The organism is Burkholderia pyrrocinia (assembly GCF_003330765.1).
GTDB classification, from domain to species: Bacteria; Pseudomonadota; Gammaproteobacteria; order Burkholderiales; family Burkholderiaceae; genus Burkholderia; species Burkholderia pyrrocinia_B.
On the sequence record NZ_CP024903.1, the window covers coordinates 451743 to 477846 of the forward strand.

Here is a 26104-nt window from a genome sequence, read left to right on the forward strand (position 1 = left end):
CGCAGGTTGCCCGCCGGCGGAAGTGCGCGATGGCGCGTCGGCGCGGTCAGGCGTCCTGCGTCACCTTCACGGCCGTGCCGTAACAGATCACTTCGGTCACGCCCGAGCCGATCTCGGTCGAGTCGTAGCGCATCGCGACGATCGCGTTCGCGCCGAGCTTGCGCGCATCGGCGAGCATCTTGTCGAAGGCGTGCTGGCGCGCCTTCTCGCACAGCGACGTATAGAGCGTGATGTTGCCGCCGAAGATCGTCTGCAGCGACGCACCGAACGAGCCGACGATCGAGCGCGAACGCACGACGATGCCCTGTGCGACGCCGAGCGAGCGGACGGTGGTGTGGCCGGGCAGGTCGAAGGTGGTCGTGACGCGAGCGGGCGACAGATCGTCGAGGGAGCGGGTGGTGTCGATCATGGCGGGAAGCGTGTAGCGGAGTGGTCGAATGACGATTCTATCCGGATGAGCCCACGCTTCCGTCATTTCCGGTCGGATCGACGAACGACCCGACCGCGCACCATCAGGGTTTCACAGCCGCACCGCCATCGCCGCCCAGATCGACCGCATAGGCCAGCGCCAGCTTCCCGAACTTCAGCGCATGATTCGCCTGGCGATCGGAGTTCTCCAGCGTGTCGTTCACGGTATGGATATATGGACTATCGTTCTGGTCGGCCTCGAACGGGAACGACGCCGGATAGCCTTGCGCATTCCACGACGCGTGATCCGAGCACGCATATCCGCACTGCGACGTGCCGATCGCGAGTTCCGGCAGGTAGGTCTTCGCCAGATTCGTCAGATAGGTGTTCTGCGCGGCGTTCGTGTAGTCGGTGATCAGGTAGATATCCTTCGGATCGCCCTTGTAGTTCGTCATGTCGAGCTGCAGCACGCCGACCACGTTCGCGTTCTGCGTGCGGAACTGCTTCGCGATCGCCTTCGAGCCGAGCAGGCCGGCTTCCTCGGCCGCATATCCGACAAACTTGATCGTCCGCTTCGGCCGGTAGTTGTTCGCCAGCAGCACGCGCAGCGCTTCGGTGAGGCTCGCGATGCCCGACGCATCGTCGTCCGCGCCGGGCGAGCGCGTGTTCTCCGTCGTGCGGCCGACGGTCGAATCGAGGTGACCGCCCAGCACGAGGGTGCCCGCGGCCGGATCGCTGCCGCGGATCGTCAGGATCACGGATTTCTGCGGAAAACCCGTGTGCGCGAACTGCTCGACGGCGATGTCGGCGCGCGAGCCCGCCAGTTGCTTCCACTGCAGCGCGAGCCAGTCCGACGCGGCCACGCCGTGCGTCGTCGCGTAGTAGCGGTTCGTGAAGCCGGACAGCGACGTGATCGTACTGACGATGTTGCTGGCCTGGAGTTGCTGGATCCAGGTGTTGATCTGCGGCGCGTTCGACACCTTGTACGCGGGTGCTGCCGCCTGCTTCGCGAGTGACGGCGACAAGGGCTGCAGCGCCTGGCGCGCTTCGTCGAACGAGTCGTGCACGACGTAGCCGGGCCCGTGGCCGCGCGCATGGTGGACGGCATGCGCAAGATCGCCGAGCCGTGAATCGTCGATCTCGACGACGTGAACGGTTTCGCGGCGCGCGGCGCCGTCGGCCGTCTTGCCGGCGTCGACGGTCGTGCTGTATTGCGCGGTCGCGCTGGCATCGATGCGCTGGAGCTGGCGGAACGCCGGGTCGCCGAGCGTGATCCACACGGGCGTCGCGTGCGCGGCGGCGGTCAGCAGCATGCCGCCCAAAGCGGCGCTCAGGCGGGTCAATTTCAGAGTAGGCATGTTCGATCTCGTGAGGGTAGCGATGTCGAGGAAGAGGGCGCGCCGCAGGTCGTGTGACGCGCCCCCGCCTGCTGCGGAATTACGACTTCTGCGGCACGGTCACGCCGTACGTGCAACTCTGGTTGTACGCGTTGCCGATCGCGGTGAGCTGCGCGTTGCTGTAGCCGAGCGCGGAGGCAGCGGTCAGCACGGCCTGCGCGGCGGCCTTCTGGTTGGTCGAGCTGTTCGTCATCGACAGCCCCTTCAGAAACGCCTTGTCCATCGCCTGTGCGCCGATCGCGTCGCGCGCGACGAGGTTGCACGAGGCCCAGTACTGGCCGGCCGTGTGGATCTCCGCGCCGCGTGCCTGCGCATAGGTGCGCCCGACGTTCCAGTTGGTCACGCGGCCGTCCCAGTACTCGTTGTGGCCGTCCCAGTTGTAGACCCAGTGGTACTGCGCGTCCGACGGGCTCCACTGGTTGAAGTCGCGGCTGTACGCGGCGGCGAGATAGTCGCCGGTGCCTTCCGACAAACCCTCTTGCTGCGACAGGCCGCCGTTGGTCACCCAGTCGTGGATGCCGTGGCCGAGCTCGTGGATCACGACGTCCGCATCTTCCGCGTCGTCGACGCCACCTTGCCCGAAGGTCAGCCGGCCGCTGCTCGACGAGTACGACGAGTTGTCGTCGCCCGATTCGCCGTGCGGGTCGTACTGCACGCCGCCCGTGTACTGGTACGGCAGAGCCTTGATGCCGAGCGTCTGGTTCACGTAGCGCAGGAACGTGTCGATGTGGAAGTACGCGTTCACGGCCTCGAAATACAGGTTGCCGCGCGTGAACTCGAACGCGGGCGTCGACTGCACGGGGCACGCGTTGTCGCGCGGCGCATCGAAATCGACGCACGCGGCGTACGGGCCCGACAGCGCGTAGCGCGAGCCCGACTGCGCGAGATCCTTCAACGTCACGCGCACGCGCGCGGCGGTAAGCTGCGCCGAATCGGCGTCGTTGTTGTCCTTGTAGCCCGCGCTGCCGTAGCTGCTCTTCGTCGGCGACAGCGGGTCGGGCCGGAACACGAAGCCCGTGCCGTCGGTCGCGTAGAACGCCTTGTCCTCGGCGCGCAGCACTTCGCCGCTGCCCGAGTCGATCAGCAGTTCCCAGTCGCCTTTCGGGCCGTCCTGCGGGCGGCCGCGCACCTTCCACGCGGTGTGCGTGCCGACCTTGTCGACGAAGGCGACGAGCTGAGCATCCGGATTCGTGAAGCCGCTCACGCCGAGATACGCGCGCGCACGGTCGAGCGCCTGCTGCTGGTCGACGGCCTGCGACTTGCGCGACGTCGCGATCACGCCGTTGATCGTATTGCTCGCGACGTACAGGATGCGGCCGTCCTTCGCGACCGTGACCGCGATGTCGCTGCCGTACACGGGCAGCCCGGCCGCCTGCTGCTGCAGGCGCACGACGGTGAAGTCGGCGTCGTTGCGTTCCGACGTGACGGAAAGGCTCGCGAGCGCGGCCGGGTCGAGCCCGAGCTGCGTCGCTTGCGACGCGACGAAGTCGCGCGCGGTGGCGGCGGGCGTCGCGGCGGCCTTCTTCGTGTGATACGTGGGGTTGTACAGCGTGACGGCGACGCCGTTGGCACGGAACTGCCCGGCGGCCGTATCCGATTTCGCGGCCGGCGGCGCGACGCCGCGCGTCAGGCTTTCGCGCAGGCTCGTCGCCTGCGGATTCGAAACCTTGGTATCGGCCGCGGCGCCGCCGACGATGCCGAAACCGAGCGCAAGACCCAGGGCGAGCGGCAATGCTTTGCGTGATGTCTGCATACGTGATCCTCATCTCAACGGTGGGACACGCCCGCGCGCTTGTGGCACGCAGGCACGACACGGCCCGCGCGCCGGCTTGATGGAACCGGTGCGGCGAAGCGGTGTTGGGAATATCGACTGACTAAGGAAACCTAAATGTCAGATCGAAAAGAAACAGGCGGACGAAGAGGGGGAGAAGCAGGCAGAGAAGCGAACGGCAGGCAGGTGCGGCGACGGCGAATCGAGCATCGTCATGTCATACCCCTCGGATCGGCATTGATATCGGTTGGCAGCCTGCGTGGTTCGACGTGCGTCGAACCCACGCGATCGTCTCGTTAGGCTGCCTATCTAATTTCGGGGTATGTTACAGAACATTTTCAGCGGCATTGCAATTTATTTTAGATGGCCGCTTCGGTCCGTCTATCAATCGCCGGCATTGTTCAGCGAGCGGCAGGAAACGCTGCCGGAGCGCGCAATACCGCGCCGGATTGTGGATAAAACCCGCGACGATCAGCGCGTGGCGCGCCGGTCGCTGCGCGGGCTCATGCCGAACCGCGCGCGATACGTGCGCGAGAAATGCGACGGCGATTCGAATCCGCATGCGACACACACCGACGTGATGCTCATGTCGGTTTGCTGCAGCAGTTCGCGCGCGCGATCGAGGCGCAGGTTCAGGTAGAAATGCGTCGGCGTGTCGTTCAGCGTCGCGCTGAACAGCCGTTCGAGCTGGCGCCGCGTGATCGACACATCCTGCGCGAGCGCATCGGAGCCAAGCGGATTTTCCATGTGCCGCTGCATCGTGCCGATCACCTGGATCAGCTTGCGGTTGTGCACGCCATAGCGCGCGGCGATCTCGAGCCGCTGGCTGTCCGAGCGCTGCCGGATGCGACTGACGACGAACTGCTCGGAGATCGCCGCCGCGAGATCGGCGCCGTGCCGGCGCCCGATCAGGTCGAGCATCATGTCGATCGACGCGGTGCCGCCCGCGCACGTGATGCGCCGGTCGTCGATCTCGAACAGCTCCTGCGTCGCGTTCAGGCCGGGATAGCGTTCGCGGAACGCGGCAAGCGCTTCCCAATGCAGCGTGAGCGGCTGCGACGCGTCGAACAGCCCGGCTTCCGCGAGCACGAAGCTGCCCGTATCGATGCCGCCGAGCGTCGCGCCGTGCCGGTGCTGGCGGCGCAGCCAGTCGCCGAGCGCACGCGTGTAGCACACGAGCGGATCGAAGCCCGCGACGACGAACACCGTATCGACCTGCGCGACGTCCGCACACGCGGCTTCGGCGGCGACCGGAATGCCGTTGCTCGCGGCAACCGGCGCGCCGTCGGCGCTGATCACGTGCCAGCGGTAGAGCTCGGTGCGGAAGCGGTTCGCGACGCGCAGCGGTTCGACCGCGGACATGAAGCCGAGCGCGGAGAAGCCGGGCAGCAACAGGAAGTGGAAATCCTCGGGCATCGGGGCAGGGGATGGAATCCGGTGGTCGTCGCGTATCGCACGGGGCTGCGATCGGACGGGCACCCGCCGCGGCCGGCTCGCAGGCGCCGAACGTCAGCGGGAGATTATCGCGGGTTTTACGGGCTTCAGCGCGTTTTTGCGCCGCGCACGGATCGGCGCGCGGTGGTCGACGGCAGTTCGCCGAACTGGGCCTTGTACGCGTTCGCGAAATGCCCGAGATGGATGAAGCCCCAGCGTGCGGCCGCATCGCTGATCGGCAGGTCGGCCTGTCGCGTGTCGAGCAGCATCCGCCGCACCTGCGACAGGCGCAGCGAGCGCACGTAGTTCAGCGGGCTGGTCTGCACGACCGACTGGAAGCTGTTCTGCATCGTGCGCCGGCTCACGCGCAACTGTGCGCACAGGCTCAGCACGTCGACGGGCGCTTCGGGATGGTCGATCACGTAATCGTGCACGCGGCGCACGATGTCGGCACGGCACGCGTGCGTGAGCCGGTTCGGCGGCTCGGGCATCCGGTACGTGAGGAGATCGACGAGCACGTTGCCGATATCGCCGCGCAGTTCGCGTTGCGCGCGTGCGTCGCCGTACGTGTCGGGCGCGGACAGCACGCGTTCGAGCTGCGTCGCGACCTGCAGGCTCGCGCGCATCAGCACGGCGCTCGGCATGTCGACGACGCCGCGCCGCAGCGCGGCTTCGTCGAGCCGCACATCGGCCGCATCCTCGACCTGCTGCATCAGTTCGGCATCGACGACGACGCCGATCAGCGACATGTCGTCGGGCGAATGCAGTTCGAACGGCGCACCGCCGCGCGCCATCACCATCGTGCCGCGTTCGATGCGTGCGCCCCCGAATGCGAACGCGCCCGAGCCGGTGAGCGGCATGCCGAATACCGTATGGCCGGGCGGCAGCCTGCCGCGCTGGATGATGCGAACGTTCGCGGCTTCCTGAAACAGTTGCATGCCGTCGAGCACGGCGTGCTTTACCGCACTGCGATACGAGCCCGGACCGATCTGGTCGTAGCGCTGGTTCCAGCCGCGCAGCGCCTCGGCATGCCGGTCCGTGTCGTCGAACTTCTCGTGAATCACGAACACAGCGTCTCCAAGGGGGCGAGCAGGACCGCGCAAGATTAAACCGACCGGGCGGTCGGCGCAATAAGGGGGAGCGCTATTCCGCGCGCATTCTTCAGAGGGTCGGAAGCCGCCTGCCCATCCGCCTTTCAGGCGGATTTCCAATATCCCGAATCGGCACGCACGCGGTGCCGGTCCTGGTGCTGACTGGATTTATTGTCGAACTACAGTCGCCCCACATTACGTGATTCCCCAACTGGAGGCGACATGAGGACAAGGCGACGAACCGCGGCGCTCGCGGCGACGCTGGCGTTCGCGGTGACATGGATCGGCAGCGCGTACGCGACGGAAAAGCCCGAGGAGCTGGTCGTGCAGAAGATGCCGCCGTGGCATCCGCACGAGGTTTATATCGTCGACATCTCGATGCCGGCGATGACCGACGGGCGCATCTATGTGTACGACGCCGACGCGAAGAAGCTGCTCGGCCAGATCGACGGCGGTTTCGCCCCCGGCTTCGCGATTTCGCCCGACCACAAGACGAGCTTCGTCGCGACGACCTACTTCTCGCGCGGCTCGCACGGCACACGCACCGATGTCGTCGAGATGACGGACAACACCACGCTCGATCACGCAGGCGAAATCGTGATTCCGCCAAAGCATGGGCAGCATGTGCCGTCGCCGTACAACACCGCGTTCAGCAGCGACGGCAAGCGGCTGTACGTGGCGAACATCACGCCGGCCGCATCGGTGACGGTGATCGACGCCGTATCGAAGAAGGTGCTGTCGGAGATCGACACGGCCGCGTGCGTGCTCGCGTATCCGTCGGGGCATGACCGCTTCACCGCGCTGTGCGAAAGCGGCAAGGCGCTGACCGTCACGCTCGACGCGAACGGCAAGGAAACGAAGCGCACGATGTCGGATGCGTTCATCGACGTCGACAAGGATCCGGCGTTCGTGAACGCGTCGCCGTACAAGGGAAGCTATCTGTTCACGACATACGGCGGCAACGTGCGCAGCGCGGATTTCAGCGGCGACAAGCCGGCGTTCGGCAAGCCGTGGTCGCTGCTGACCGACGCCGAGCGCGCCGAAGGCTGGCGCCCGGGCGGCATGCAGCAGACGGCCGTGCAGGCGAAGCAGAACCGCTACTACGTGCTGATGCACAAGGGCGGCGACGGCTCGCACAAGGACCCTGGCACGCAGGTGTGGGTAGTCGACCTGAAGTCGAAGCAGCGCGTCGCGCGCTGGGATCTCGCGCAGCAGAAGGTCGATCCGCTCGTGTCGATCCAGGTCGGCGAGGACGACAAGCCGCTGTTCTACGGGCTGACGGCGACGTCCGACCTGGTCGTGATGGACGCGCGCACCGGCAAGCTGCAGCACGTCGAGAAGCAGATCGGCAATACGTCGTCGCTGCTCGTCAACCCGTGAGGCCGCGATGACCCTCGATCCCGTACTCGCCACCGGCGCGCAGGCCGGCGCGGCCGTCGTCGTGCTGCTCGGCGCTTTCGCGAAGATGCGCCGGCCCGCCGCGTTTCGCCAGGCGCTCGCCGGCTACCGGCTGTTGCCCGACGCATTGACCGCGCCCGCCGCATTCGCAATTCCGCTCGCGGAAGTCGTCGGCGCCGCGGCGCTGCTGTTTCCCGATACGCGCACGGCCGGCGCGATCGGCCTGATCGCGTTGCTGCTGGCCTTTGCCGCCGGGATGGCGATCAACCTCCTGCGCGGCCACACCGACATCGACTGCGGTTGTGCCGGCTTTGCGGCGTCGCGCGCGGACGCCCCGCGCGGCATCGGCTGGCTGCACGTCGGACGCGTGCTGCTGCTCGTCGCGCTGGCCGCGACCGCGCTCGTCGAGCCGGGCGCGCGCGCGGTCGTGTGGTTCGACTACCTGACGCTGTTCTTCTCCGTGCTGCTGATCGTCTGCGCGCTGCTCACCGTCGACGTGCTGCTCGCCAACGTACCGCGCCTTTCCCACCTGAGGAATTCATGATGCAAACCGCTCTCACCGTTTCCACCGCCCTGCTGTGGGTGGCCGTCCTCGCGCTCGGCGCGATCTGTCTCGCGCTGGTGCGCCAGATCGGCATCCTGTACGAACGCATCATGCCGGCCGGCGCGCTGATGATCGACAAGGGGCCGGCGGTCGGTGCGATCGCGCCGACGTTCGAACTGACCGACATTCGCGGCTCGCAGGTGAAGGTCGGCGGCATCGACGCGGCGGGCAAGGCGACGCTGCTGTTCTTCCTGTCGCCGACGTGCCCCGTGTGCAAGAAGCTGTTGCCGCTGCTGCCGTCGCTGCAGGCGAGCGAATCGACGCCGGTGAACATCGTGCTCGCGAGCGACGGCGATCTCGACGAACACGCGCGCTTCGCGCGGAAGCACGACCTCGGGCGCTTCCCGTACGTGCTGTCGCAGGAACTGGGCCTGGCGTACCAGATCGGCAAGCTGCCGTACGCGGTGCTGCTCGACGAAACCGGCACCGTGCGCGCGAAGGGGCTCGTCAACACGCGCGAGCATCTCGAGAGCCTGTTCGAGGCGAAGGAGCGCGGCGTCGCATCGCTGCAGCAGTTCGTGCACGGCGATCACAGCCACGACGCCCACGCGCAGCACGCATGATCGGCCGAACCTCTTTCAACGTCATTGGAGAACAACGACATGGGGCTGTTTGATTCATGGTTCGAGCGGTCGGCGCGCGGCGTCGCGCAGCACAGTTCGCGGCGCAGCGCGATGGCGAAGCTCGGCAAGGTGCTGGTGGGATCGGCGATGCTGCCGCTGCTGCCCGTCGATCGCACCGCGTATGCGGCCGATGCGGCGTCGGGCGCATCGGCGGCTTCCGGCGGCGCCGCCGCATCGGGGGCGAGCGACGACCCGATGAGCTGCGACTACTGGAAATACTGCGCGATCGACGGCTGGCTTTGCAGCTGCTGCGGCGGCACGTCGAGCAGTTGCCCGCCGGGCACGACGCCTTCGCCGATCACGTGGATCGGCACCTGCCGTAATCCGCACGACGGTTCGGACTACATCGTGTCGTACAACGATTGCTGCGGCAAGACGTCGTGCGGCAAGTGCTTCTGCAACCGCAACGAGCGCGAGAAACCGCTGTACAAGCTGTCATTGAACAACGACATCAACTGGTGCATGGCGAACGGTAATTCGAATTACCACTGTTCGGTTTCGGTTCTGCTGGGAGCGGCGAAGCAATGAAAGGGAAGCAAGCTGGAAAGATCGCCGTCGCATGCATGACGGCCGTCGCGGCCTTCGCGTTGCCGGGCGCTGCCGGCGCGCAGGAAACCGCGCATTACCCGGCCGGCAAGAGCCTGTTCGACGCGCAGTGCGCGGTGTGTCACCAGGCGGGCGGCAAGGGGCAGGACGGCCTCGCGCCGCCGCTGACCGAGTATCCGGGCAAGTACGCGACGGCCGAGCCGGGGCGTGCGCAACTGGTCGCGACGCTGCTGCACGGGATGTTCGGCGAGATCAAGGTGCACGACAAGTCCTACAACTTCAAGATGCCGTCGTTTGCGAGCGCGAGCGATGACGATATCGCGCACGTGCTCAACTACGTCGTGTTCGATCTCAACGCGCAGCATGGCGACGCGAAGCCGTTCACGGCGGCCGATATCCGCGCGGCGCGGGCGAAGCAGATGGACGGCACGGCCGTTCATGCGCAACGCGACGGGGTGATCAAGGGGCTTGGCCTGTGAACGCCGCCCGCGCGTCCCGCATGTGCGAGTCCGCGCAAGGTGCCCGGTGCGCGGTGACGTCGTGGATCGGCGGTTTGTCGTGTCGCGCGTCGTCGCTGCTGCTTGCCGGGGCGGTCGCATCGCTGGCCGCTGCGCCCGCGCATGCGGACGGTGCGGCCGACGCGGCGCTCTCGCGGCAGCACTGGGTGCTCAACTGCATGGGCTGCCATACGGCGACGGGCGGCGGCATTCCCGGCAAGGTGCCGCCGCTGGCGAATTCGCTCGGCTATTTCACGCATCTGCCGGCCGGGCGCGAGTACGTGATGCGCGTGCCCGGCGCGTCGAACTCGGCGCTGTCCGATCAGGATCTGGCCGACGTACTCAACTGGGTGCTCACGACGATGAACCGCGATGCGCTGCCGCGCGATTTCAAACCCTATACGGCCGCCGAAGTCGCCGCGCACCGCCGTCCTGCCTTTTCCGATGTCGCGACCGTGCGCGCCGGCCTCGTCCGCGCGTTGCAAGCGCGCGGGATCGACGGCGTCACGGATCGCTACTGACCGACTCATTCAAGCAATCAAGGAAGAACGAAGATGGAGACGAACGACACATTCCCGTTGCTCGACGCAGCGCGCGCGTTTCTCGCGAAGCCGAAGAAGATGCTGATCGGCGCCGAGTGGAGCGACGCCGCGTCGGGGCGCCAGATCGATGTCGTGAACCCGGCCGACGGCACCGTGATCGCGCGCGTGCCCGAAGCGGACGAACGCGACGTGCAGCAGGCCGTCGCCGCCGCGCGACACGCATTCGACGCCGGGTCGTGGCGCACCGCGAAGACCACCGACCGCGAGCGCCTGCTGCTCGTGCTGGCCGACCTGATCGAAGCCAATGCACGCGAGCTGGCTGAAATCGAGTCGATCGACAACGGCAAGCCGGTGATGGTTGCGCAGGGGCTCGATGTCGCGATGGCCGCGCAGTGCTTCCGCTACATGGCCGGCTGGGCGACCAAGATCGAAGGCAGCGTGATCGATGCCGGCATGCCGTACCTGCCGGACAGCGAGATCTTTACCTATACGCGCAAGGAACCCGTTGGCGTGGTCGGCGCGATCATTCCGTGGAATTTCCCGCTGCTGATGGCGGCATGGAAGATTGCCCCGGCGCTCGCGACCGGTTGCACGGTCGTGCTGAAGCCCGCGGAAGATACACCGCTGAGCGCATTGCGACTTGGCGAGCTGATTCAGGCCGCCGGCTTCCCTGACGGCGTCGTCAATATCGTCACCGGCTATGGCCACACGGCCGGCGCCGCGCTGTCGCGCGATCCGCGCATCGACAAGATCGCGTTTACGGGTTCGACGCAGACGGGCAAGACGATCGGCCAGGCGGCGCTCGACAACATGACGCGGATGTCGCTGGAGCTCGGCGGCAAGTCGCCGGTGATCGTGTTGCCCGATGTCGATCTCGACAAGGCCGCCCTGGGTGTCGCGAATGCGATCTTCTTCAACCAGGGGCAGGTGTGCACGGCCGGTTCGCGCGCGTACATCCATGCGAAGGTATTCGACGGCGTGATCGAGCGCGTCGCGAAGATCGCCGCGAGCCTGAAGATCGGGCCGGGGATGGACCCGTCGACGCAGATCGGCCCGCTCGTCTCGGCGAAGCAGCGCGAGCGCGTGTGCGGCTATATCGGCTCGGGGCTCGAAGAGGGCGCGCGCGCTGCCGCAGGCGGCCGCGCGATCGACGGCCCCGGCTTCTTCGTCGAACCGACCGTGCTGGTCGATACGACGCAGGCGATGCGCGTCGTACGCGAGGAGATCTTCGGGCCGGTGCTCGTCGCGATGCCGTTCGACGATATCGATACGGCCGTGCAACTCGCGAACGATACGCCTTATGGTCTCGGCGCGAGCATCTGGTCGAACGACCTTTCGGCGATTCACAAGCTGATTCCGCGTATTGCAGCCGGCACCGTGTGGGTCAATTGCCATTCGCTGCTCGACAATGCGATGCCGTTCGGCGGGATGAAGCAATCGGGCTTCGGCAGGGAACTGGGCCGCGCGGTGATCGACCAGTACACGGAAAGCAAGTCGGTGATGATGAACTACGCATAGGCGTAGCGGAGCGGGTGTGCGTCGCCGGCGCGGATGGCCAGTCTCGGGATCGACGGTGCCGGCGGACGCGTTCGTGCGGGTGGTGAAGGGGGGCCGGGGAGGAATGTCTGCCGGGAAAAAGATCTTCGTAGACTTCCGGGGATATCTGCCGGCTAGCGACCCTGAGCGGACCCTCGACCCAAGGACGCACGAACGGTAGCGTTCAAGGTGCGATGGCCGCTCGCTGAGCCGACTCGTCGGGCACGCGCGGTCTGGCCGACCACGCTCGGATCTACCGAACAGTCGCTTGAAAAAACGTAAGCGCCATTTCGTTAAACTGCTTGTGAAAGACTGTCCGATCGAAGCCGTTCGCATCGACGCAGAGCCCGGGTTCACTGTTCTTCATTGCCGCAGGACATGGCGCAAGAAAGGCAAAATGCGCCGCGTTGGAAACAATGTGATATTCAGGCCTGTGAGGAAGCGTCCTGGCGAGTGCGTCAGCGTTGTGCGGCAGCACCCCGTCGCCACCGAACTGGGAAGCCCAAAGCTGAACAGGCGCTTGCACGTTCTTCAGGCTCTCCGCCGTTGGGAATGCATTGAACGGATCCGCCAGCACAAAGGTTTTGATCCGCGCGTCATGAGTCAGGTGATCGGTGGATACCTCTCCACTTCGGACCTGTTTGCAAATCGGGGCTCTCGGGTCCGGGCACGTAATATCGGCGTGCGGGAAATCCGGATTACCGCCGGCCAATACCAGGCCCGTGTAGCCGCCCCGCGAAAAGCCAAAAAAGCCTATCCGTTGCGGGTCGATTTTGGCTGTGTCGGGGGCGGTGCTCAACATGTAATCGATAAGACGCTTGATGTCGGTCGGTCGCTCGACGAACACCGACATATCGTCGGCGCGAGTCATGTCAAAGAATGTATCGCCTGGATGATTGATTGCCGCCACGACAAAGCCCGCATCGGCAAGCGTCTCCGCAAGGTCTCGGTGGGCAAGGTACGATCCGCCGTAGCCGTGTGAAATGACAACGAGGGGAAGCTTTTCGCCAGCGGTCGGACAGTCGCGCCGCCCCTTCAGGACAAATGGCCCGATCGGCACCTCTTGGGCAGGCTCTGCACACGGTGTCCAGACTATCGCTTTTAACGCCGGACCGCCGGCATCAGCCGGAATCTGCGCAAACTTTATTCCCGCGGCGTGTGCAAGTGCCGCAGAGAGGCACAACAGAACGGCCGATATGAACGTTTTCATTTAGTTTTGAGAGGCAAGTTGTTTGCTTTCAATACCCCGATTGGCGGTATCGCTGCGAAACTGCTCAAAGGCTCAATTCGACCGGTTCCTGAATTTATCCTCTTGCGCAAAGGGCGGGATTTCGGATGATGCGGTCGCTCAGATGTCCGACTTCCCGCGCAGGCGCATGGCGTCTGATGGCCGCGCCCTGACGCCGGGGCATGTAACGGTCGCGAGCTCCCGTTGTCCATATGCGCAGCCTCCCGATCATGAAGCGTAGCCACACCGGGGAGCCTCTTTCCGTTTGGCCCGGCGGATTCGGAAACTCAACGGATAAGCTATCCGAAAACCCGAGCCCATACTGCCCGAAGGCGTCGCGCGCGATCTTCGAAGAGATATGAGGCCGCCGGCGTCAAGAGACCTGAAATTGCACCCGTCACGATGTGCTCGACATAGGGGATACGGTAGTGACTCGTGTGCGAGTAGGCGTCGCCCAGCGTTGTCAGGACGCCAACGACCAGCGCATTGCCGTATCGATGCGCGTAGAGTTTCGCCGCAGGTGTGAAAGTCAAAAGTACAGCCAGGAGTCCGGTAAGCAGACCTGTATGAAATGCAATACTCCAATGGGCAAGGCTCAGGATATTGCCCCAGCTCCCCGGCATGCAGGTCATGCAAGCGCTGGTCGGCTGCCAGAAGCGCTGGATAAACAGTCTGACGCGGTGCTTCCACTCGGTTGACATGATGCATTTCCATCCATGCCGTCGTCACGGCCGACGCCACCACACGTATCGTTGAAGCAGCTTCCAAACCCTTTAACGAGCTTGCCGCCCTCGTCATGAACGGGTTGGCAGTGCGCCATAGAGGCCGAGCAATAACCTGGACATGGGGGAATACTACTCCACGATTAGACGGCCGCTGTTTCGACCGAGACCGGAATTCTACTCTTGCGTCTATCGGTGCGGTCCCGTCCATGACGGGCGTCGAACGATGCGCTTCCGCGCGAAGTCGACGGGTTGAATCCGCAACCCGCATCAGCCACTCGCGCTGGTGCGATATCAACGGCCGCTTTCGAAGTGCCACAGACTTATATGCTTAGAGGAGAGCGCAGCACGCAGACCGTCAGTTGCACTGCTCAGGCGATCTCAACGACGACACATACTCGTCGTCTCAGTCGTTTGGCACGCTGCTTGAGTCGCAAACGGACGCCTTGAGGTAGTTATAGAGGGCGTCCGCTGCGGCAGGGAACTCGGTACGACCCTTCAGAAGGACGAGGTCCGTCTTGGGCAAGCGTGGAAATCCCTCTTCCTCCTTGAGAATTCTCCAACCAGGAGGAACCATATTCTCGGCTACGACCGTGACCGCGAGACCGGACGATACTGCGATTTCTCCACCCGCATAGCTGGGTCCGCAATAGGCCACGCGCCACTGTTTGCCGATGCCCGAGAGTGCGCGGAGCGCGAGTTCGCGAAAGACGCAACCAACCGGGAAGAGCGCAAGCGGTAACGGGTCCTGCAGGTAGGCAAATCGGTCCCTCACACAGACCCAGACCAATGGAATCGAAGCCACCACGTCTCCGGAATCTTGATGAGGTTGCCTTGTCATCAACGCAAGGTCGAGCTCACCGCGCTCCGTCATCTCCAGCAGCGCGCCGCTCAATTCGCCCACAATCTCGAGCGTGATGCCCGGGTACAAGGATGCAAACTGGCTCAGCACGCCCGGCAAGTAAGCTTGCGCATAGTCGTCGGGCATTCCGACACGAACGGTACCTTCGATAGGGAGTGCTGCAAGCGAAGCGAGAGCCGCTCGATTCAGTCTCAGCATTTCTCGCGCGAAGGAAAGTAAGACCTCACCTTCTTCCGTCAGTCGGATGTCGCGCCCGGTTCGGTCGAGCAGGCGCTTCCCGACAAGCGCCTCCAGGCGCTTGATCTGCATACTGACAGCTGATTGGGTGCGGAAAAGAAAATGTCCGGCACTCGTAAAACTGCGATTATCCGCGACCGTCACGAACGCGTGAAGCAATGCGATTTCCAAGTGCTCAGACATTTTTGACCGCTCCCGCTGGATCTGGACGACAACCTCTTTAACAGCTTATCGCCAAAAATGTCGCAAGCTTTCGGAAAGGGCCTTTGCTATTGAGCTTGCAGGGGTTGAGCCTGCGCGTCTTTAACCCAATCACCGATCTCGGCAGAATGACTCGCGACGTAGTCCGCGACAGCACCATCATAATCCTTCGACGCTTCGGCCTTCGCCATCGCCTTCTCGAGGTCCTCGCTGGAAATTTTATAATGTCGGAAGAAAGCGGCTGCACGGGGAAACTCCTGGCTGAAGCCTTTTCTGGTGAGCACATGGACGCCTTCGGAACCGCCCATCACTCCTTTGGGGTCCTCCAGATATCGTAGTTTCCATTTAGCAAACATGGTGTGCGGGCTCCAGCCCGTCACGACGATCCAGCTCTTCTGGTTTTCGGCCCGAGACAAGGCAGCAACCATTGCGACAGCACTGGCTGGGCGAAGGTTGTATCCATTCAATGAGTAATCCTGGATCGCTTTGGTCGATGCGCGCATGAGCCCTGCACCTGGATCGATCCCTTGTATGGTCCCATTGAACTTGTCCTTGACGCTAGGCTTGTTGAGGTCACTGATGCTCCGAACCTCGCTCGCCGGGACGTAATCGGGGACGACCCACCCGATCTTGCCGCTATAGATAGTGCCTAGATCGTCCAGTTTGGTGCTGTATTTTTGCCAGTAAGCCGCCTGAGTGCCAGGCAACCAGGCCATCATCATCGCGTCGTTCTTGCTTTCTGCAAGAGCTTCATACTGAAGGCCCAGCGACGCGGAGACCAGATTGACCTTGTAGCCGAGCCGCTGTTCAAGAACGGCGCGTGCAATTTTGATTACGACCTCCGAATCGGGCTCTGCGAAATACGTAAGTTGTATGGGCCGCTCAGGAGCGGCTGCGTGTGCGAACGTGCCAGTTGCAGCCATCGTCCAGGCGACGAGCCATCGAGACATGATTTTTGACATTTGGAGCCCCCTCAATCAAGGTTGACCGGCGCGAAAATGGACTGTTGCGCTCGTTGATCGCGCATCAGCGAGCGCTTATTACGTTGCCGCGGAGACGCTTTTTTACGGCAGACGCACGCGTTTCAACATCTGGCGCACTATGCGTCTTCGGTGTGCTTGACTTCCCAAGGAGGTGTCCAGTCTCCCTTCACGCGCAGTTCGACACCTGCATCATCTTCGATAACGCGACAGACAGTCATTTCGCCAGCACTCGCGCCGTACCTACGCTCCGCCTCGCGGAACCTGTCATACGTTGCCTGCGCAAGTTCGGCTCGCACGCCCGTTTCGCGAAGCAGATTATCGATGAGCCCGAGGTCCTTGAGACAGAGCGCCAGCGGGAACGACGGGTCGTAGTGTCCTGCGAAGATTGAAGGTACGTCGTGAGTGAGCACGAAACTGTCGGCCGCGCCTCCTTTCATGGCCTCCCACCAGACATCGGGTTCGAGTCCCGCTTTCTTCGCGGCGACCATCGCCTCGCCGATCGCCGCGGCATGGATTTTCCACAGAAGGTTGTTAACGAGCTTCGCCACGTACCCGTTGCCGTGCTGTCCCACCCGACGGATTTCGCCCATCGCCTCGATTACAGGGCGAACGGCCTGAATGTCTTGCTCCTCTCCACCGACGAACATAATCATGTCGCCTCGAATCGCAGCATCGACAGACCCGGTCACTGGCGCATCGACGGCATGGCCGCCACGATTCGCGAATGCCTGCCCCAGTTCGCGCATCAGGGTCGGGTTGCTGGTAGTCAGATCGATCCAGTATTTGCCCGAGCAGTCAGCAGCAAACAATCCCTGTTCGCCTTGGGTCACTGCCTCGATTTGCACCGGCCCGAACACCATCGTCACGACCACATCGACCTTCTCCATCAGCTCGCGCGGAGTGTCCGCCCATTCAGCGCCGTTTTCGACGAACGGCTTTCCTGCATCACTTCGGATGTCGTGAACCACCAGCGGGAATCCACGCCGTTGGATATTGCGAGCTGCCGGCCCGCCCATCGTGCCCAAGCCAATAAAGCCAACCTTCATTTGAATCTCCTCCGGAGATGTGACAGGGATGACTTAATGTACGCGGGCGAATTTGCGCGCTCAAACGAATTCGGGTGATGGGGTGCATCAAGACTTTTGATAGAAGACGCCGGAGTGATCGCCGTCGCGGCCGGTCGCACGTTCGTACCGTTCAGGCTTTTCGGTGACTTAAATGCTCTCGGATCAAGGGTCAGGAGGAACGGCAGACCGATGTCGAAGCGAAGGAGACATCGGAGTGGCCGAGCGTCCGATTAGCTCAATGACCGGATATGGCCGGAGGCCGACAAACGGCATCGCGCTCTCCGGAAACCCTCGCTGAGCCAAAAAAAAACGCCAACCCAAATGGGTTGGCGTTTTGCACAGCATAAGACCGGTATCAGAACTGGTTCATCGTGTTGTCTTTCCCCGCCGCTTTCAGCGCGGCTTCGCCGCTGAAATACTCCTTGTGGTCGTCGCCGATGTCCGAGCCGGACATGTTCTGGTGCTTGACGCAGGCGATGCCCTGACGGATTTCCTTGCGCTGCACGCCCGCCACATAACCCAGCATGCCCTGGTCGCCGAAGTATTCCTTGGCCAGGTTGTCGGTCGACAGCGCGGCGGTGTGGTACGTCGGCAGCGTAATCAGGTGATGGAAGATACCTGCTTCGCGCGACGCGTCGGCCTGGAAGGTGCGGATTTTTTCGTCGGCGAGCGCGGCCAGTTCGGTCTCGTCGTATTCCACGCTCATCAACTGCGCGCGGTCGTATGCCGACACATCCTTGCCCGCGGCCTTCATCGCGTCATACACCTGCTGGCGGAAATTCAGGGTCCAGTTGAACGACGGGCTGTTGTTGTACACCAGCTTGGCGTTCGGGATGACCTTGCGAATCTCGCTGACCATGCCGCCGATCTGCGCGATATGCGGTTTTTCGGTTTCGATCCACAGCAGGTCGGCGCCGTTTTGCAGTGCGGTGACGCAATCCAGTACGCAGCGTGCTTCGCCCGTGCCGGCGCGGAACTGGAACAGGTTGCTGGGCAGGCGCTTCGGACGCAGCAGCTTGCCGTCGCGCTTGATGATGACGTCACCGTTGCCCAGTGCGTCGGCCGACAATTCTTCGCAATCGAGGAACGCGTTGTATTGGTCGCCCAGGTCGCCCGGCGTGCTGGTCACGGCGATCTGCTTGGTCAGGCCGGCGCCCAGCGAGTCGGTACGGGCCACGATGATGCCGTCGTCCACGCCCAGTTCCAGGAACGCGTAGCGGATGGCGCGGATCTTGGCCAGGAAGTCCTCGTGCGGCACGGTGACCTTGCCATCCTGGTGGCCGCACTGCTTCTCGTCGGACACCTGGTTTTCGATCTGGATGCAGCATGCGCCCGCTTCGATGAACTGCTTGGCCAGCAGGTAGGTTGCTTCGGCGTTGCCGAAACCTGCGTCGATGTCGGCGATGATCGGCACGACGTGGGTGACGTGGTTGTCGATTTTTTCCTGGATGGCGGCCTTCGCAGCGCCTTCGGCGGCATCCAGCTGGCGGAACAGGCCGCCCAGTTCACGGGCGTCGGCCTGGCGCAGGAAGGTGTACAGCTCGCGGATCAGCGCGCTGACGGAGGTTTTTTCGTGCATCGACTGGTCGGGCAGCGGGCCGAACTCGGAGCGCAGCGCAGCCACCATCCAGCCGGACAGGTAAAGGTAGCGGCGCTCGGTACTGTTGAAGTGCTTCTTGATCGAGATCATCTTCTGCTGGCCGATGAAGCCGTGCCAGCAGCCCAGCGACTGCGTGTACTTGGCCGGGTCGGCATCGTAGGCGGCCATGTCGGCGCGCATGATCTTCGCGGTGTACTTGGCGATGTCCAGGCCCGTCTTGAACTTGTTCTGGGCGCGCATGCGGGCGGCGTATTCGGGGCTGATCGCATTCCACGCGCTGCCGTGGTTTTCTTTCAAACCGGCAACTGCCTTGATGTCGTCTTGATACTGGGCCATGTCAATCTCCTGGGAGCAAAGCGCGTTTGAGGTAAAGGGCTGAGCGTGCCGCCACGGTTGCCGAAGCGAACTGCATGACTGAATAGTAACGCCGTCTGATGCGCTTTTGTCGATGTCTTATATAAGACATAAGACATAAATTTCTCTTGTTTTTCAAGGGGATACGCAGCGGTTTTTGCGATGCAAAACAAGTTTTCAAGCGGCGAAAAAGGGATGCCGCGGGAATTTGCGGCGAATTCCGCAATGTGAAATGTTCTTTCGGCTGCTGGAGGCAGGACAAGCGCGGATGGCTCGAGCAACGATTGCTGGCGGGATGATTGTGTAGACGCCGGTTTCGACGAACCCACGACGTTCCAACGCGCGATCAAACGCGCTGTGGAAGCCACCCGGCTGACCGGGTCAATTCATCCGTGCGGCTCCGGCGCGCCGAGCCCGGAGCCGCATCGGCATCCCGTCCCGTCCCGACAGAATCGAAAGCCTCGCGCCGCATGTAGACAAACCATTGCCACCCAAAACACGCGCCAAAACCCCGTCCAACAAGCCTCTCAACAACTCTAGTGGTTTCCACTCATAGTCGCAAATAGTCAAGAACAGGTCGCCGCCGGTCTTCTCGCGGCGAATATGGCTCGTTACTTTTACTCCCACGATGCAGGCCGGCGCACACCCCGCGCACCGGCTGCCACGCGTCCCACCGGGAGGAATCGAACCATGAAGTCGACGAAGATCGCCGCGCTTGTCGCGGCCGTGCTGGCAACCGGCGCGTTCACGAACGCCGCGCTTGCCGAAACGGATGCCGCGACCTGCCGCACCGTGCGTTTCGCGGATATCGGCTGGACCGACATCACGTCGACCACCGCGCTCGCGTCGACCGTGTTCGAAGCGCTCGGCTACAAGCCGACCACGACGATCGCGTCGGTGCCGATCTCGTTCGCCGGCCTGAAGAGCAAGCAGCTCGACGTGTCGCTCGGCTACTGGTGGCCCGTGCAGCAGAAACAGCTGCAGCCGTTCATCGACAGCAAGTCGATCAACGTCGTCGAACCGCCGAACCTGTCGGGCGCGAAGGCGACGCTCGCGGTGCCGAGCTACGAATACCAGGCCGGCCTGAAGACCTTTGAGGACATCGCGAAACACCGCGCGGAACTCGACGGCAAGATCTACGGGATCGAGCCGGGCAGCAGCGCGAACGCGACGATCCAGAAGATGATCGACACGAACCAGTACGGGCTCGGCGGCTTCAAGCTCGTCGAATCGAGCGAGGCCGGGATGCTGGTGACGGTCGAGCGCGCGATCCGCGAGAAGAAGTGGGTCGTATTCCTGGGCTGGGAACCGCACCCGATGAATATCCAGATTCCCATGAACTACCTGGCCGGCGGCGACGCATCGTTCGGGCCGAACTACGGCGAAGCACGCGTGTACACGCTGACGGCGCCCGACTTCATCGCGCGCTGCCCGAACGCGGGCAAGCTCGTCGCGAACCTGCGCTTCTCGACGCAGCTCGAGAACCAGCTGATGCAGTCGGTGATGAACAAGACGAAGCCGGCCGACGCCGCGAAGGCCTACCTGAAGAAGAACCCGCAGGTGCTCGATCCGTGGCTGGCGGGCGTCAAGACGTTCGACGGCAAGGACGGCCTGCCTGCCGTGAAGGCCTATCTCGGTCTGTGACGGCCCGCGCGCCGCACCACGCGCGCACCGACGAAACATCTGCAGTGCGACACAACCCGATTCAAGCGAGGCAATCAGCATGAACCATGAAGTCATCATCACCTGCGCCGTCACCGGCGCGGGCGATACGGTCGGCAAGCACCCGGCGATTCCGGTTACGCCGAAGGAGATCGCGGCCGCCGCGATCGAGGCCGCGAAGGCCGGCGCGACGGTTGCGCACTGCCACGTGCGAGATCCGCAGACGGGGCGCGGCAGCCGCGACCCGAACCTGTACCGTGAAGTGGTCGACCGCATCCGCTCGGCCGACGTCGACGTGATCATCAACCTGACGGCCGGCATGGGCGGCGATCTCGAGATCGGCGCCGGCGAAGACCCGATGCGCTTCGGCAAGGGCACCGATCTGGTCGGCGGCCTCACGCGCCTCGCGCACGTCGAGGAACTGTTGCCCGAGATCTGCACGCTCGACTGCGGCACGCTGAATTTCGGCGACGGCGACTACATCTACGTGTCGACGCCCGCGCAGTTGCGCGCCGGCGCGAAGCGTATCCAGGAGCTCGGCGTGAAGCCGGAACTGGAAATCTTCGACACGGGCCATCTGTGGTTCGCGAAGCAGATGCTGAAGGAAGGGCTGCTCGACGATCCGCCGTTGTTCCAGCTCTGCCTCGGCATCCCGTGGGGCGCGCCGGCCGATACGGGCACGATGAAGGCGATGGTCGACAACATGCCGCCGGGCGCGCACTGGGCCGGCTTCGGGATCGGCCGCATGCAGATGCCGATGGTCGCGCAGGCGATGCTGCTCGGCGGCCACGTGCGGGTTGGCCTCGAAGACAACATCTGGCTCGACCGCGGCGTGCATGCGACCAACGGCACGCTCGTCGAGCGCGCCCGCGAGATCGTCGAACGGCTCGGTGGCCGCGTGCTGACGCCGGCCGAAGGCCGTCGCAAGCTCGGCCTGCCGGCGCGTGGCGAGCGCGCACTCGAACGCCGCGCGATCGCCGAGTTCGCCTGAGTTTTTTACCGACAGACACGGCGGCACGCACGGGCGTGGCCGCCCACCGATTTCCCCTGATTTGAAGGATGCGTTGACATGGCAGTGAAGACCGACATCAAGACGTTCGCCGCCATCGGCACCGGCGTGATCGGCAGCGGGTGGATCGCCCGCGCGCTCGCGCACGGTCTCGACGTGGTCGTATGGGACCCCGCGCCGGGCGCGGAAGAGCGGCTGCGCGCGAACGTCGCGAATGCGTGGCCCGCGCTCGAACGCGTCGGCCTCGCGCCGGGCGCCGATCCCGCGCGGCTGCGTTTCGTGTCGACGATCGAAGCGTGCGTCGCCGATGCGGATTTCATCCAGGAAAGCGCGCCCGAGCGCGAGGCGCTGAAGCTCGAACTGCACGAGCAGATCAGCCGCGCGGCGAAACCCGACGCGATCATCGCGTCGTCGACGTCGGGGCTGCTGCCGACGGATTTCTACGCGCGGGCGACGCATCCGGAGCGCTGCGTGGTCGGCCATCCGTTCAATCCGGTCTACCTGCTGCCGCTCGTCGAAGTGCTCGGCGGCGCGCGCACGTCGCCGGAAGCGGTCGAAGCGGCGATGGCGATCTATCGCAAGCTCGGCATGCGGCCGCTGCACGTGCGCAAGGAAGTGCCGGGCTTCATCGCGGATCGCTTGCTCGAAGCGTTGTGGCGCGAGGCGCTGCATCTGGTGAACGAAGGCGTCGCGACGACCGGCGAGATCGACGACGCGATCCGCTTCGGCGCGGGCATCCGCTGGTCGTTCATGGGTACGTTCCTGACCTACACGCTGGCCGGCGGCGACGCGGGCATGCGACACTTCATGCAGCAGTTCGGCCCCGCGCTCGAACTGCCGTGGACGAAGCTGGTCGCGCCGACGCTGACCGACGCGCTGATCGACAGCGTCGTCGAAGGCACGACCGAACAGCAGGGCACGCGCAGCATCAAGGAACTCGAACGCTATCGCGACGAGTGCATCACCGAGGTGCTGAAGTCGATCGCCGCGGTGAAGGCGCGACACGGCATGCGATTCGAAGACTAGAGGACTGCACGATGACGGGCGATACCCCGCTGACGATATACCGCGACGTGGTGCGGCCCGAATGGGTCGATTACAACGGCCACCTGCGCGACGCGTTCTACCTGCTGATCTTCAGCTTCGCGACCGATGCGTTGCTGGATCGCATCGGCCTCGACGACGCCGCGCGTCGCGAGCGGGGCCGCTCGGTCTATACGCTCGAAGCGCACGTGAACTACCTGCACGAGATCAAGGAGGGCACGCACGTGCGCGTCGATGCGCGTGTGCTCGCGCACGACGCGAAGCGGCTGCACCTGTATCTCGAACTGTTCGCGGATGGGCATGACGACGCGGTATCGGCGAGCGAGCAGATGCTGCTGCACGTCGATACGCGCGACGGTGCGAAATCGGCGCCGTTCGACGAAGACGTTGCCGTGCGGGTGGCCGGGCTGCATGCCTTGCAGCGCGATTGCGCGGCGCCCGCGTATGCGGGCCGCGTGATCGGCCTGCCGCCGCGCCGCTAGCGGCAACCTTCAACCGCGGAGCGCACACGATGCTCGAACCGGAAATCGCGGCGTTCGTTGCGGCCGTCGACGCGTGGTATCCGGCCGATGCGGCGGCGCGCTCGCCCGGCGAGCAGCGCCGTCTCTACGACCGCTTCGCGGCCGAATGGACCCCGGCCGCGCTGCCGGCCGGCATCGTGCAGCAGGACGCCGTGTGGCACGCGCCCGACGGACGAGCGATCGCACTGCGGCGCTACGCGGCCGCGCACGGCGTACCGCGCGGAACGGTGCTGTTTTTTCATGGCGGCGGGTTCGTCGTCGGCTCGCTCGACAGTCATGCGCTCATTACCGCGCAACTGGCGGCCGATACGGGGCTCGACGTGATCGCGGTCGACTATCGGCTGGCGCCCGAGCACCGCGCGCCGGCCGCGCTTGAAGATTGCCTGGCCGTTACGCGCGCGGCGCGCGATGCGCGCGGGCCGTTCGGGCCGTGCGCGCATCCGCTGACGCTTGCGGGCGACAGCGCAGGCGGCATGCTCGCGGCGGCCGTCGCCACCGCGCTGCGCGATGCGGGCGAAGGCGGCATCGACGGCATCGCGCTCGTCTATCCGATGCTCGGGTTCGAACCGCAATCGCCCGCGCGCGAAACGGAAGCGCACGCGCCGATGCTGACGCTCGACGATGTCCATCGCTATCGCGCGCTGTACTGGGAAGGCGACTTGTCCGATGTGCTGCGGGATGGCAACCCGCTGTTGCGCGCGTCGGTGCCGCTCGCGGCGTCGCGTTTCGACGGTTTGCCGCCCGTGCTCGCGATCGGCGCGGAACACGATCCGCTGCGCGACGATGCGCGCGCGTACGTCGAACGGATTCGCGCGGCTGGCGGTGTTGCGCACTACTGGATGGGAAAGGGGCTGGTGCACGGCTGCTGGCGCGCGCTCGGAACGAGTCCGCAGGCGGCACGGATGCACCGGATGATCGGCGGGTTTTTGCTCGCACCACACGCGTAGCGAGCGTTTCCGGGAGGCAACGATGCAGGCAGCGCAACACCGTATCGAGGACTGGCGAACGTTTTCGGCCGACACGGCCATTGCAGCGGTAGCGATCGGCGACGGAGCGGTGGACGTCGAGTGGAGCGACACGCGACGATCGCCGTTTCATTTCGACTGGCTGCGCGACAACTGCGCGTGTTCCGCGTGCGTGCATGCGATCACGCGCGAACAGGTGTTCGAGATTACCGATGCACGAGAGGATCTTGCCGCACGCACGGTGCATGTCGAAGCCGACGGCGCACTGCATGTCGAGTGGAACGACGGGCATCGCAGCGCGTGGTCGCCGGGCTGGTTACGCGCGCATGCGTATGACGACGCGTCGCGCGCGGAGCGCGAGGCCGCGCACGCGCGGCACGTATGGGCCGGCGACGATGCGACGGCGATCGGCGTGTTCGCGTGGCGCGACCTGATGCAGGACGACGGCGCGTTGCTCGCCTGGCTCGGTGCGTTGCAGCGCACGGGGCTGACGCTCGTCGAGGGCGTGCCGGCCGAGCGCGGCCGCGTCGACGAGATCGCGCGCCGCATCGGCCTGATCCGCGAAAGCAATTTCGGCGTGCTGTTCGACGTCGAATCGAAGCCGCGTCCGGACAGCAATGCGTATACGTCGCTCAACCTGCCGCCGCATACCGATTTGCCGACCCGCGAGTTGCAGCCCGGCGTGCAGTTCCTGCATTGCCTCGCGAACGATGCGACGGGCGGCGACAGCGTGTTCCTCGACGGCTTCGCGCTCGCGGATGCGCTGCGGCGCGAGCATCCGGGCGATTTCGAGCACCTTGCGTCGACGCCGTTCGAGTTCTGGAACAAGAGTGCGAACAGCGACTATCGCTGTTCGGCGCCGGTGATCGGGCTCGATGCGCGCGGCAACGTGACCGAGGTGCGCGTCGCGAACTTCCTGCGCGGCCCGCTCGATGCGCCGGCCGGATCGGTCGCGGCGGTCTATCGCGCGTATCGGCGGTTTCTTGCGCTCGCGCGCGAGCCGCGCTTTCGCGTGCAGCGACGGCTGCGGGCGGGCGACATGTGGGCGTTCGACAACCGGCGCGTGCTGCATGCGCGCACCGAGTTCGATCCGTCGACCGGCCGTCGGCACCTGCAGGGCTGCTACGTCGATCGTGACGAAGTACTGTCGCGGTGGCGTGTGCTGTCGCGTTCGGCGCCCGTCGCGACCGTGCCGCGCTGAGCGGCGCGCCCGGCTGCATCGCGCCCGCACGCACACCTCGCAGACGAAAAAGCGCCCGGACGCAAAGCGCCCGGGCGAAGCCACCCGCTGCCGGGCGGCGGAGGTATGCGTTTCATAAAAAAAGACGAGCCCCGCACAGGGGCTCGTCCGGACTTTGCTTCATCGCGCGACGCGCGGCGCCCGCCGAGGGCGCATCGGCTTACTGGCCGAAGAAGACCGAGTCGCGTGCGTTCGACGACGCTGCGGCAACCGGGGCGCCCGAGTGGACGGCCGGAGCCGGTTGCGCGCCGTAGCCGCTGGTGTCGGCACCATGTACACGCGCTTCGGCGCTCTGGATGTCGTTCGGGTAGTACGGGCTCGACACGCCCGGCTTGTAGCCGGCTTGTTCGAGCTGGACCAGTTCGTTCTTCACTTGTGCGCGGGTCACGGTGCTTTGGGCGAATGCGCCAAACGAAGCGGACAGGGCGACAGCGGCAACGACTGCGGAAACGAGCGATTTCATGATGACCTCCGGTGTTTTATTGAGTTCGCTCTCGACACCATGTCTTAAGCGATTGATCAAATCTTAGTCATCGGAAGGTTCAGGGTAAACGCTGGTTTT

The 26104-nt window shown here is 64.5% G+C and carries 25 protein-coding genes; 13 read left to right on the top strand and 12 right to left on the bottom strand.

The features are described 5' to 3' along the window. Positions 1-46 precede the first annotated feature (46 nt). The 5 genes from CUJ89_RS19555 to CUJ89_RS19575 form a co-directional block, all read right to left on the bottom strand. Positions 47-409 (bottom strand): YbjQ family protein, encoded by a 363-nt coding sequence (locus CUJ89_RS19555; protein WP_114179148.1) that lies wholly within the window; start codon positions 407-409, stop codon positions 47-49. A gap of 103 nt (positions 410-512) precedes the next feature. After that, complete coding sequence (locus CUJ89_RS19560; RefSeq protein ID WP_114179149.1) at positions 513-1766, bottom strand: M20/M25/M40 family metallo-hydrolase; 1254 nt, start codon at positions 1764-1766, stop codon at positions 513-515. A gap of 79 nt (positions 1767-1845) precedes the next feature. Further along, positions 1846-3558, bottom strand: coding sequence for a M36 family metallopeptidase (locus tag CUJ89_RS19565; RefSeq protein ID WP_114179150.1), 1713 nt, complete (start codon positions 3556-3558; stop codon positions 1846-1848). 489 nt (positions 3559-4047) lie between these two features. Next, positions 4048-4992 (bottom strand): GlxA family transcriptional regulator, encoded by a 945-nt coding sequence (locus CUJ89_RS19570; protein ID WP_114179151.1) that lies wholly within the window; start codon positions 4990-4992, stop codon positions 4048-4050. 125 nt (positions 4993-5117) lie between these two features. Further along, a complete protein-coding gene (locus CUJ89_RS19575; RefSeq protein WP_415859059.1) occupies positions 5118-6074 on the bottom strand; it encodes a helix-turn-helix domain-containing protein in 957 nt (318 codons plus the stop codon). Between the two features lie 249 nt (positions 6075-6323). Here CUJ89_RS19575 and CUJ89_RS19580 point away from each other — a divergent pair, with 249 nt between their 5' ends. From CUJ89_RS19580 to CUJ89_RS19610, 7 genes are read left to right on the top strand one after another with little or no spacing between them, the layout of a single operon-like run. After that, a complete protein-coding gene (locus tag CUJ89_RS19580; RefSeq protein WP_114179153.1) occupies positions 6324-7481 on the top strand; it encodes an amine dehydrogenase large subunit in 1158 nt (385 codons plus the stop codon). Between the two features lie 7 nt (positions 7482-7488). Beyond that, positions 7489-8043, top strand: a complete 555-nt coding sequence (locus tag CUJ89_RS19585; RefSeq protein WP_114179154.1) for a MauE/DoxX family redox-associated membrane protein — start codon at positions 7489-7491, stop codon at positions 8041-8043. Further along, positions 8040-8666 carry a methylamine dehydrogenase accessory protein MauD gene (gene mauD, locus CUJ89_RS19590; protein ID WP_114179155.1) on the top strand — a complete coding sequence of 209 codons (627 nt, stop codon included), beginning with the start codon at positions 8040-8042 and terminating at the stop codon, positions 8664-8666. The genes CUJ89_RS19585 and mauD overlap by 4 nt, the downstream gene beginning before the upstream one ends. 39 nt (positions 8667-8705) lie before the next feature. Then, entirely contained in the window at positions 8706-9254 is a 549-nt protein-coding gene (locus CUJ89_RS19595; protein ID WP_034181018.1) for a methylamine dehydrogenase light chain, read from the top strand. Then, complete coding sequence (locus tag CUJ89_RS19600; RefSeq protein ID WP_114179156.1) at positions 9251-9751, top strand: c-type cytochrome; 501 nt, start codon at positions 9251-9253, stop codon at positions 9749-9751. The genes CUJ89_RS19595 and CUJ89_RS19600 overlap by 4 nt, the downstream gene beginning before the upstream one ends. Positions 9752-9771: 20 nt before the next feature. After that, a complete protein-coding gene (locus CUJ89_RS19605; protein ID WP_114181452.1) occupies positions 9772-10290 on the top strand; it encodes a c-type cytochrome in 519 nt (172 codons plus the stop codon). A 33-nt stretch (positions 10291-10323) separates the two neighbouring features. Continuing rightward, the gene (locus CUJ89_RS19610; protein ID WP_114179157.1) at positions 10324-11829 is read left to right on the top strand and encodes an aldehyde dehydrogenase family protein; all 1506 of its coding nucleotides are present in this window, start codon (positions 10324-10326) and stop codon (positions 11827-11829) included. A gap of 271 nt (positions 11830-12100) precedes the next feature. Here the strand turns inward: CUJ89_RS19610 and CUJ89_RS19615 are convergent, their stop codons facing one another. The 6 genes from CUJ89_RS19615 to CUJ89_RS19640 form a co-directional block, all read right to left on the bottom strand. Further along, positions 12101-13057, bottom strand: a complete 957-nt coding sequence (locus CUJ89_RS19615) for an alpha/beta hydrolase family protein (protein WP_114179158.1) — start codon at positions 13055-13057, stop codon at positions 12101-12103. A 317-nt stretch (positions 13058-13374) separates the two neighbouring features. Further along, a complete protein-coding gene (locus CUJ89_RS19620; RefSeq protein WP_114179159.1) occupies positions 13375-13776 on the bottom strand; it encodes a hypothetical protein in 402 nt (133 codons plus the stop codon). A gap of 427 nt (positions 13777-14203) precedes the next feature. Beyond that, positions 14204-15079 carry a LysR substrate-binding domain-containing protein gene (locus CUJ89_RS19625; RefSeq protein WP_114179160.1) on the bottom strand — a complete coding sequence of 292 codons (876 nt, stop codon included), beginning with the start codon at positions 15077-15079 and terminating at the stop codon, positions 14204-14206. 86 nt (positions 15080-15165) lie between these two features. Further along, positions 15166-16059: a glycine betaine ABC transporter substrate-binding protein gene (locus CUJ89_RS19630; protein WP_201752372.1), complete on the bottom strand. Its 894-nt coding sequence runs from the start codon at positions 16057-16059 to the stop codon at positions 15166-15168. 137 nt (positions 16060-16196) lie between these two features. After that, positions 16197-17126, bottom strand: coding sequence for an NAD(P)-dependent oxidoreductase (locus tag CUJ89_RS19635; RefSeq protein WP_114179161.1), 930 nt, complete (start codon positions 17124-17126; stop codon positions 16197-16199). A gap of 376 nt (positions 17127-17502) precedes the next feature. Then, on the bottom strand, positions 17503-19083 hold the full coding sequence (locus CUJ89_RS19640) for an isocitrate lyase (RefSeq protein ID WP_114179162.1): 1581 nt from the start codon (positions 19081-19083) through the stop codon (positions 17503-17505). A gap of 708 nt (positions 19084-19791) precedes the next feature. On the opposite strand from CUJ89_RS19640, the gene CUJ89_RS19645 reads away from it, so the two are divergent. From CUJ89_RS19645 to CUJ89_RS19670, 6 genes are all read left to right on the top strand, one after another. Further along, positions 19792-20745 (top strand): choline ABC transporter substrate-binding protein, encoded by a 954-nt coding sequence (locus CUJ89_RS19645; RefSeq protein WP_114179163.1) that lies wholly within the window; start codon positions 19792-19794, stop codon positions 20743-20745. A 79-nt stretch (positions 20746-20824) separates the two neighbouring features. Continuing rightward, positions 20825-21754 (top strand): 3-keto-5-aminohexanoate cleavage protein, encoded by a 930-nt coding sequence (locus CUJ89_RS19650; protein ID WP_114179164.1) that lies wholly within the window; start codon positions 20825-20827, stop codon positions 21752-21754. A 78-nt stretch (positions 21755-21832) separates the two neighbouring features. Continuing rightward, a complete protein-coding gene (locus tag CUJ89_RS19655; RefSeq protein ID WP_114179165.1) occupies positions 21833-22798 on the top strand; it encodes an L-carnitine dehydrogenase in 966 nt (321 codons plus the stop codon). Between the two features lie 11 nt (positions 22799-22809). Continuing rightward, positions 22810-23298, top strand: coding sequence for a thioesterase family protein (locus CUJ89_RS19660; protein WP_114179166.1), 489 nt, complete (start codon positions 22810-22812; stop codon positions 23296-23298). A gap of 29 nt (positions 23299-23327) precedes the next feature. After that, on the top strand, positions 23328-24284 hold the full coding sequence (locus tag CUJ89_RS19665; protein WP_114179167.1) for an alpha/beta hydrolase: 957 nt from the start codon (positions 23328-23330) through the stop codon (positions 24282-24284). 22 nt (positions 24285-24306) lie between these two features. After that, positions 24307-25503 carry a TauD/TfdA family dioxygenase gene (locus CUJ89_RS19670; protein ID WP_114179168.1) on the top strand — a complete coding sequence of 399 codons (1197 nt, stop codon included), beginning with the start codon at positions 24307-24309 and terminating at the stop codon, positions 25501-25503. 199 nt (positions 25504-25702) lie between these two features. Here CUJ89_RS19670 and CUJ89_RS19675 read toward each other — a convergent pair whose 3' ends face one another. Then, positions 25703-26005, bottom strand: a complete 303-nt coding sequence (locus CUJ89_RS19675) for a DUF4148 domain-containing protein (protein ID WP_114179169.1) — start codon at positions 26003-26005, stop codon at positions 25703-25705. Positions 26006-26104: the final 99 nt, after the last annotated feature.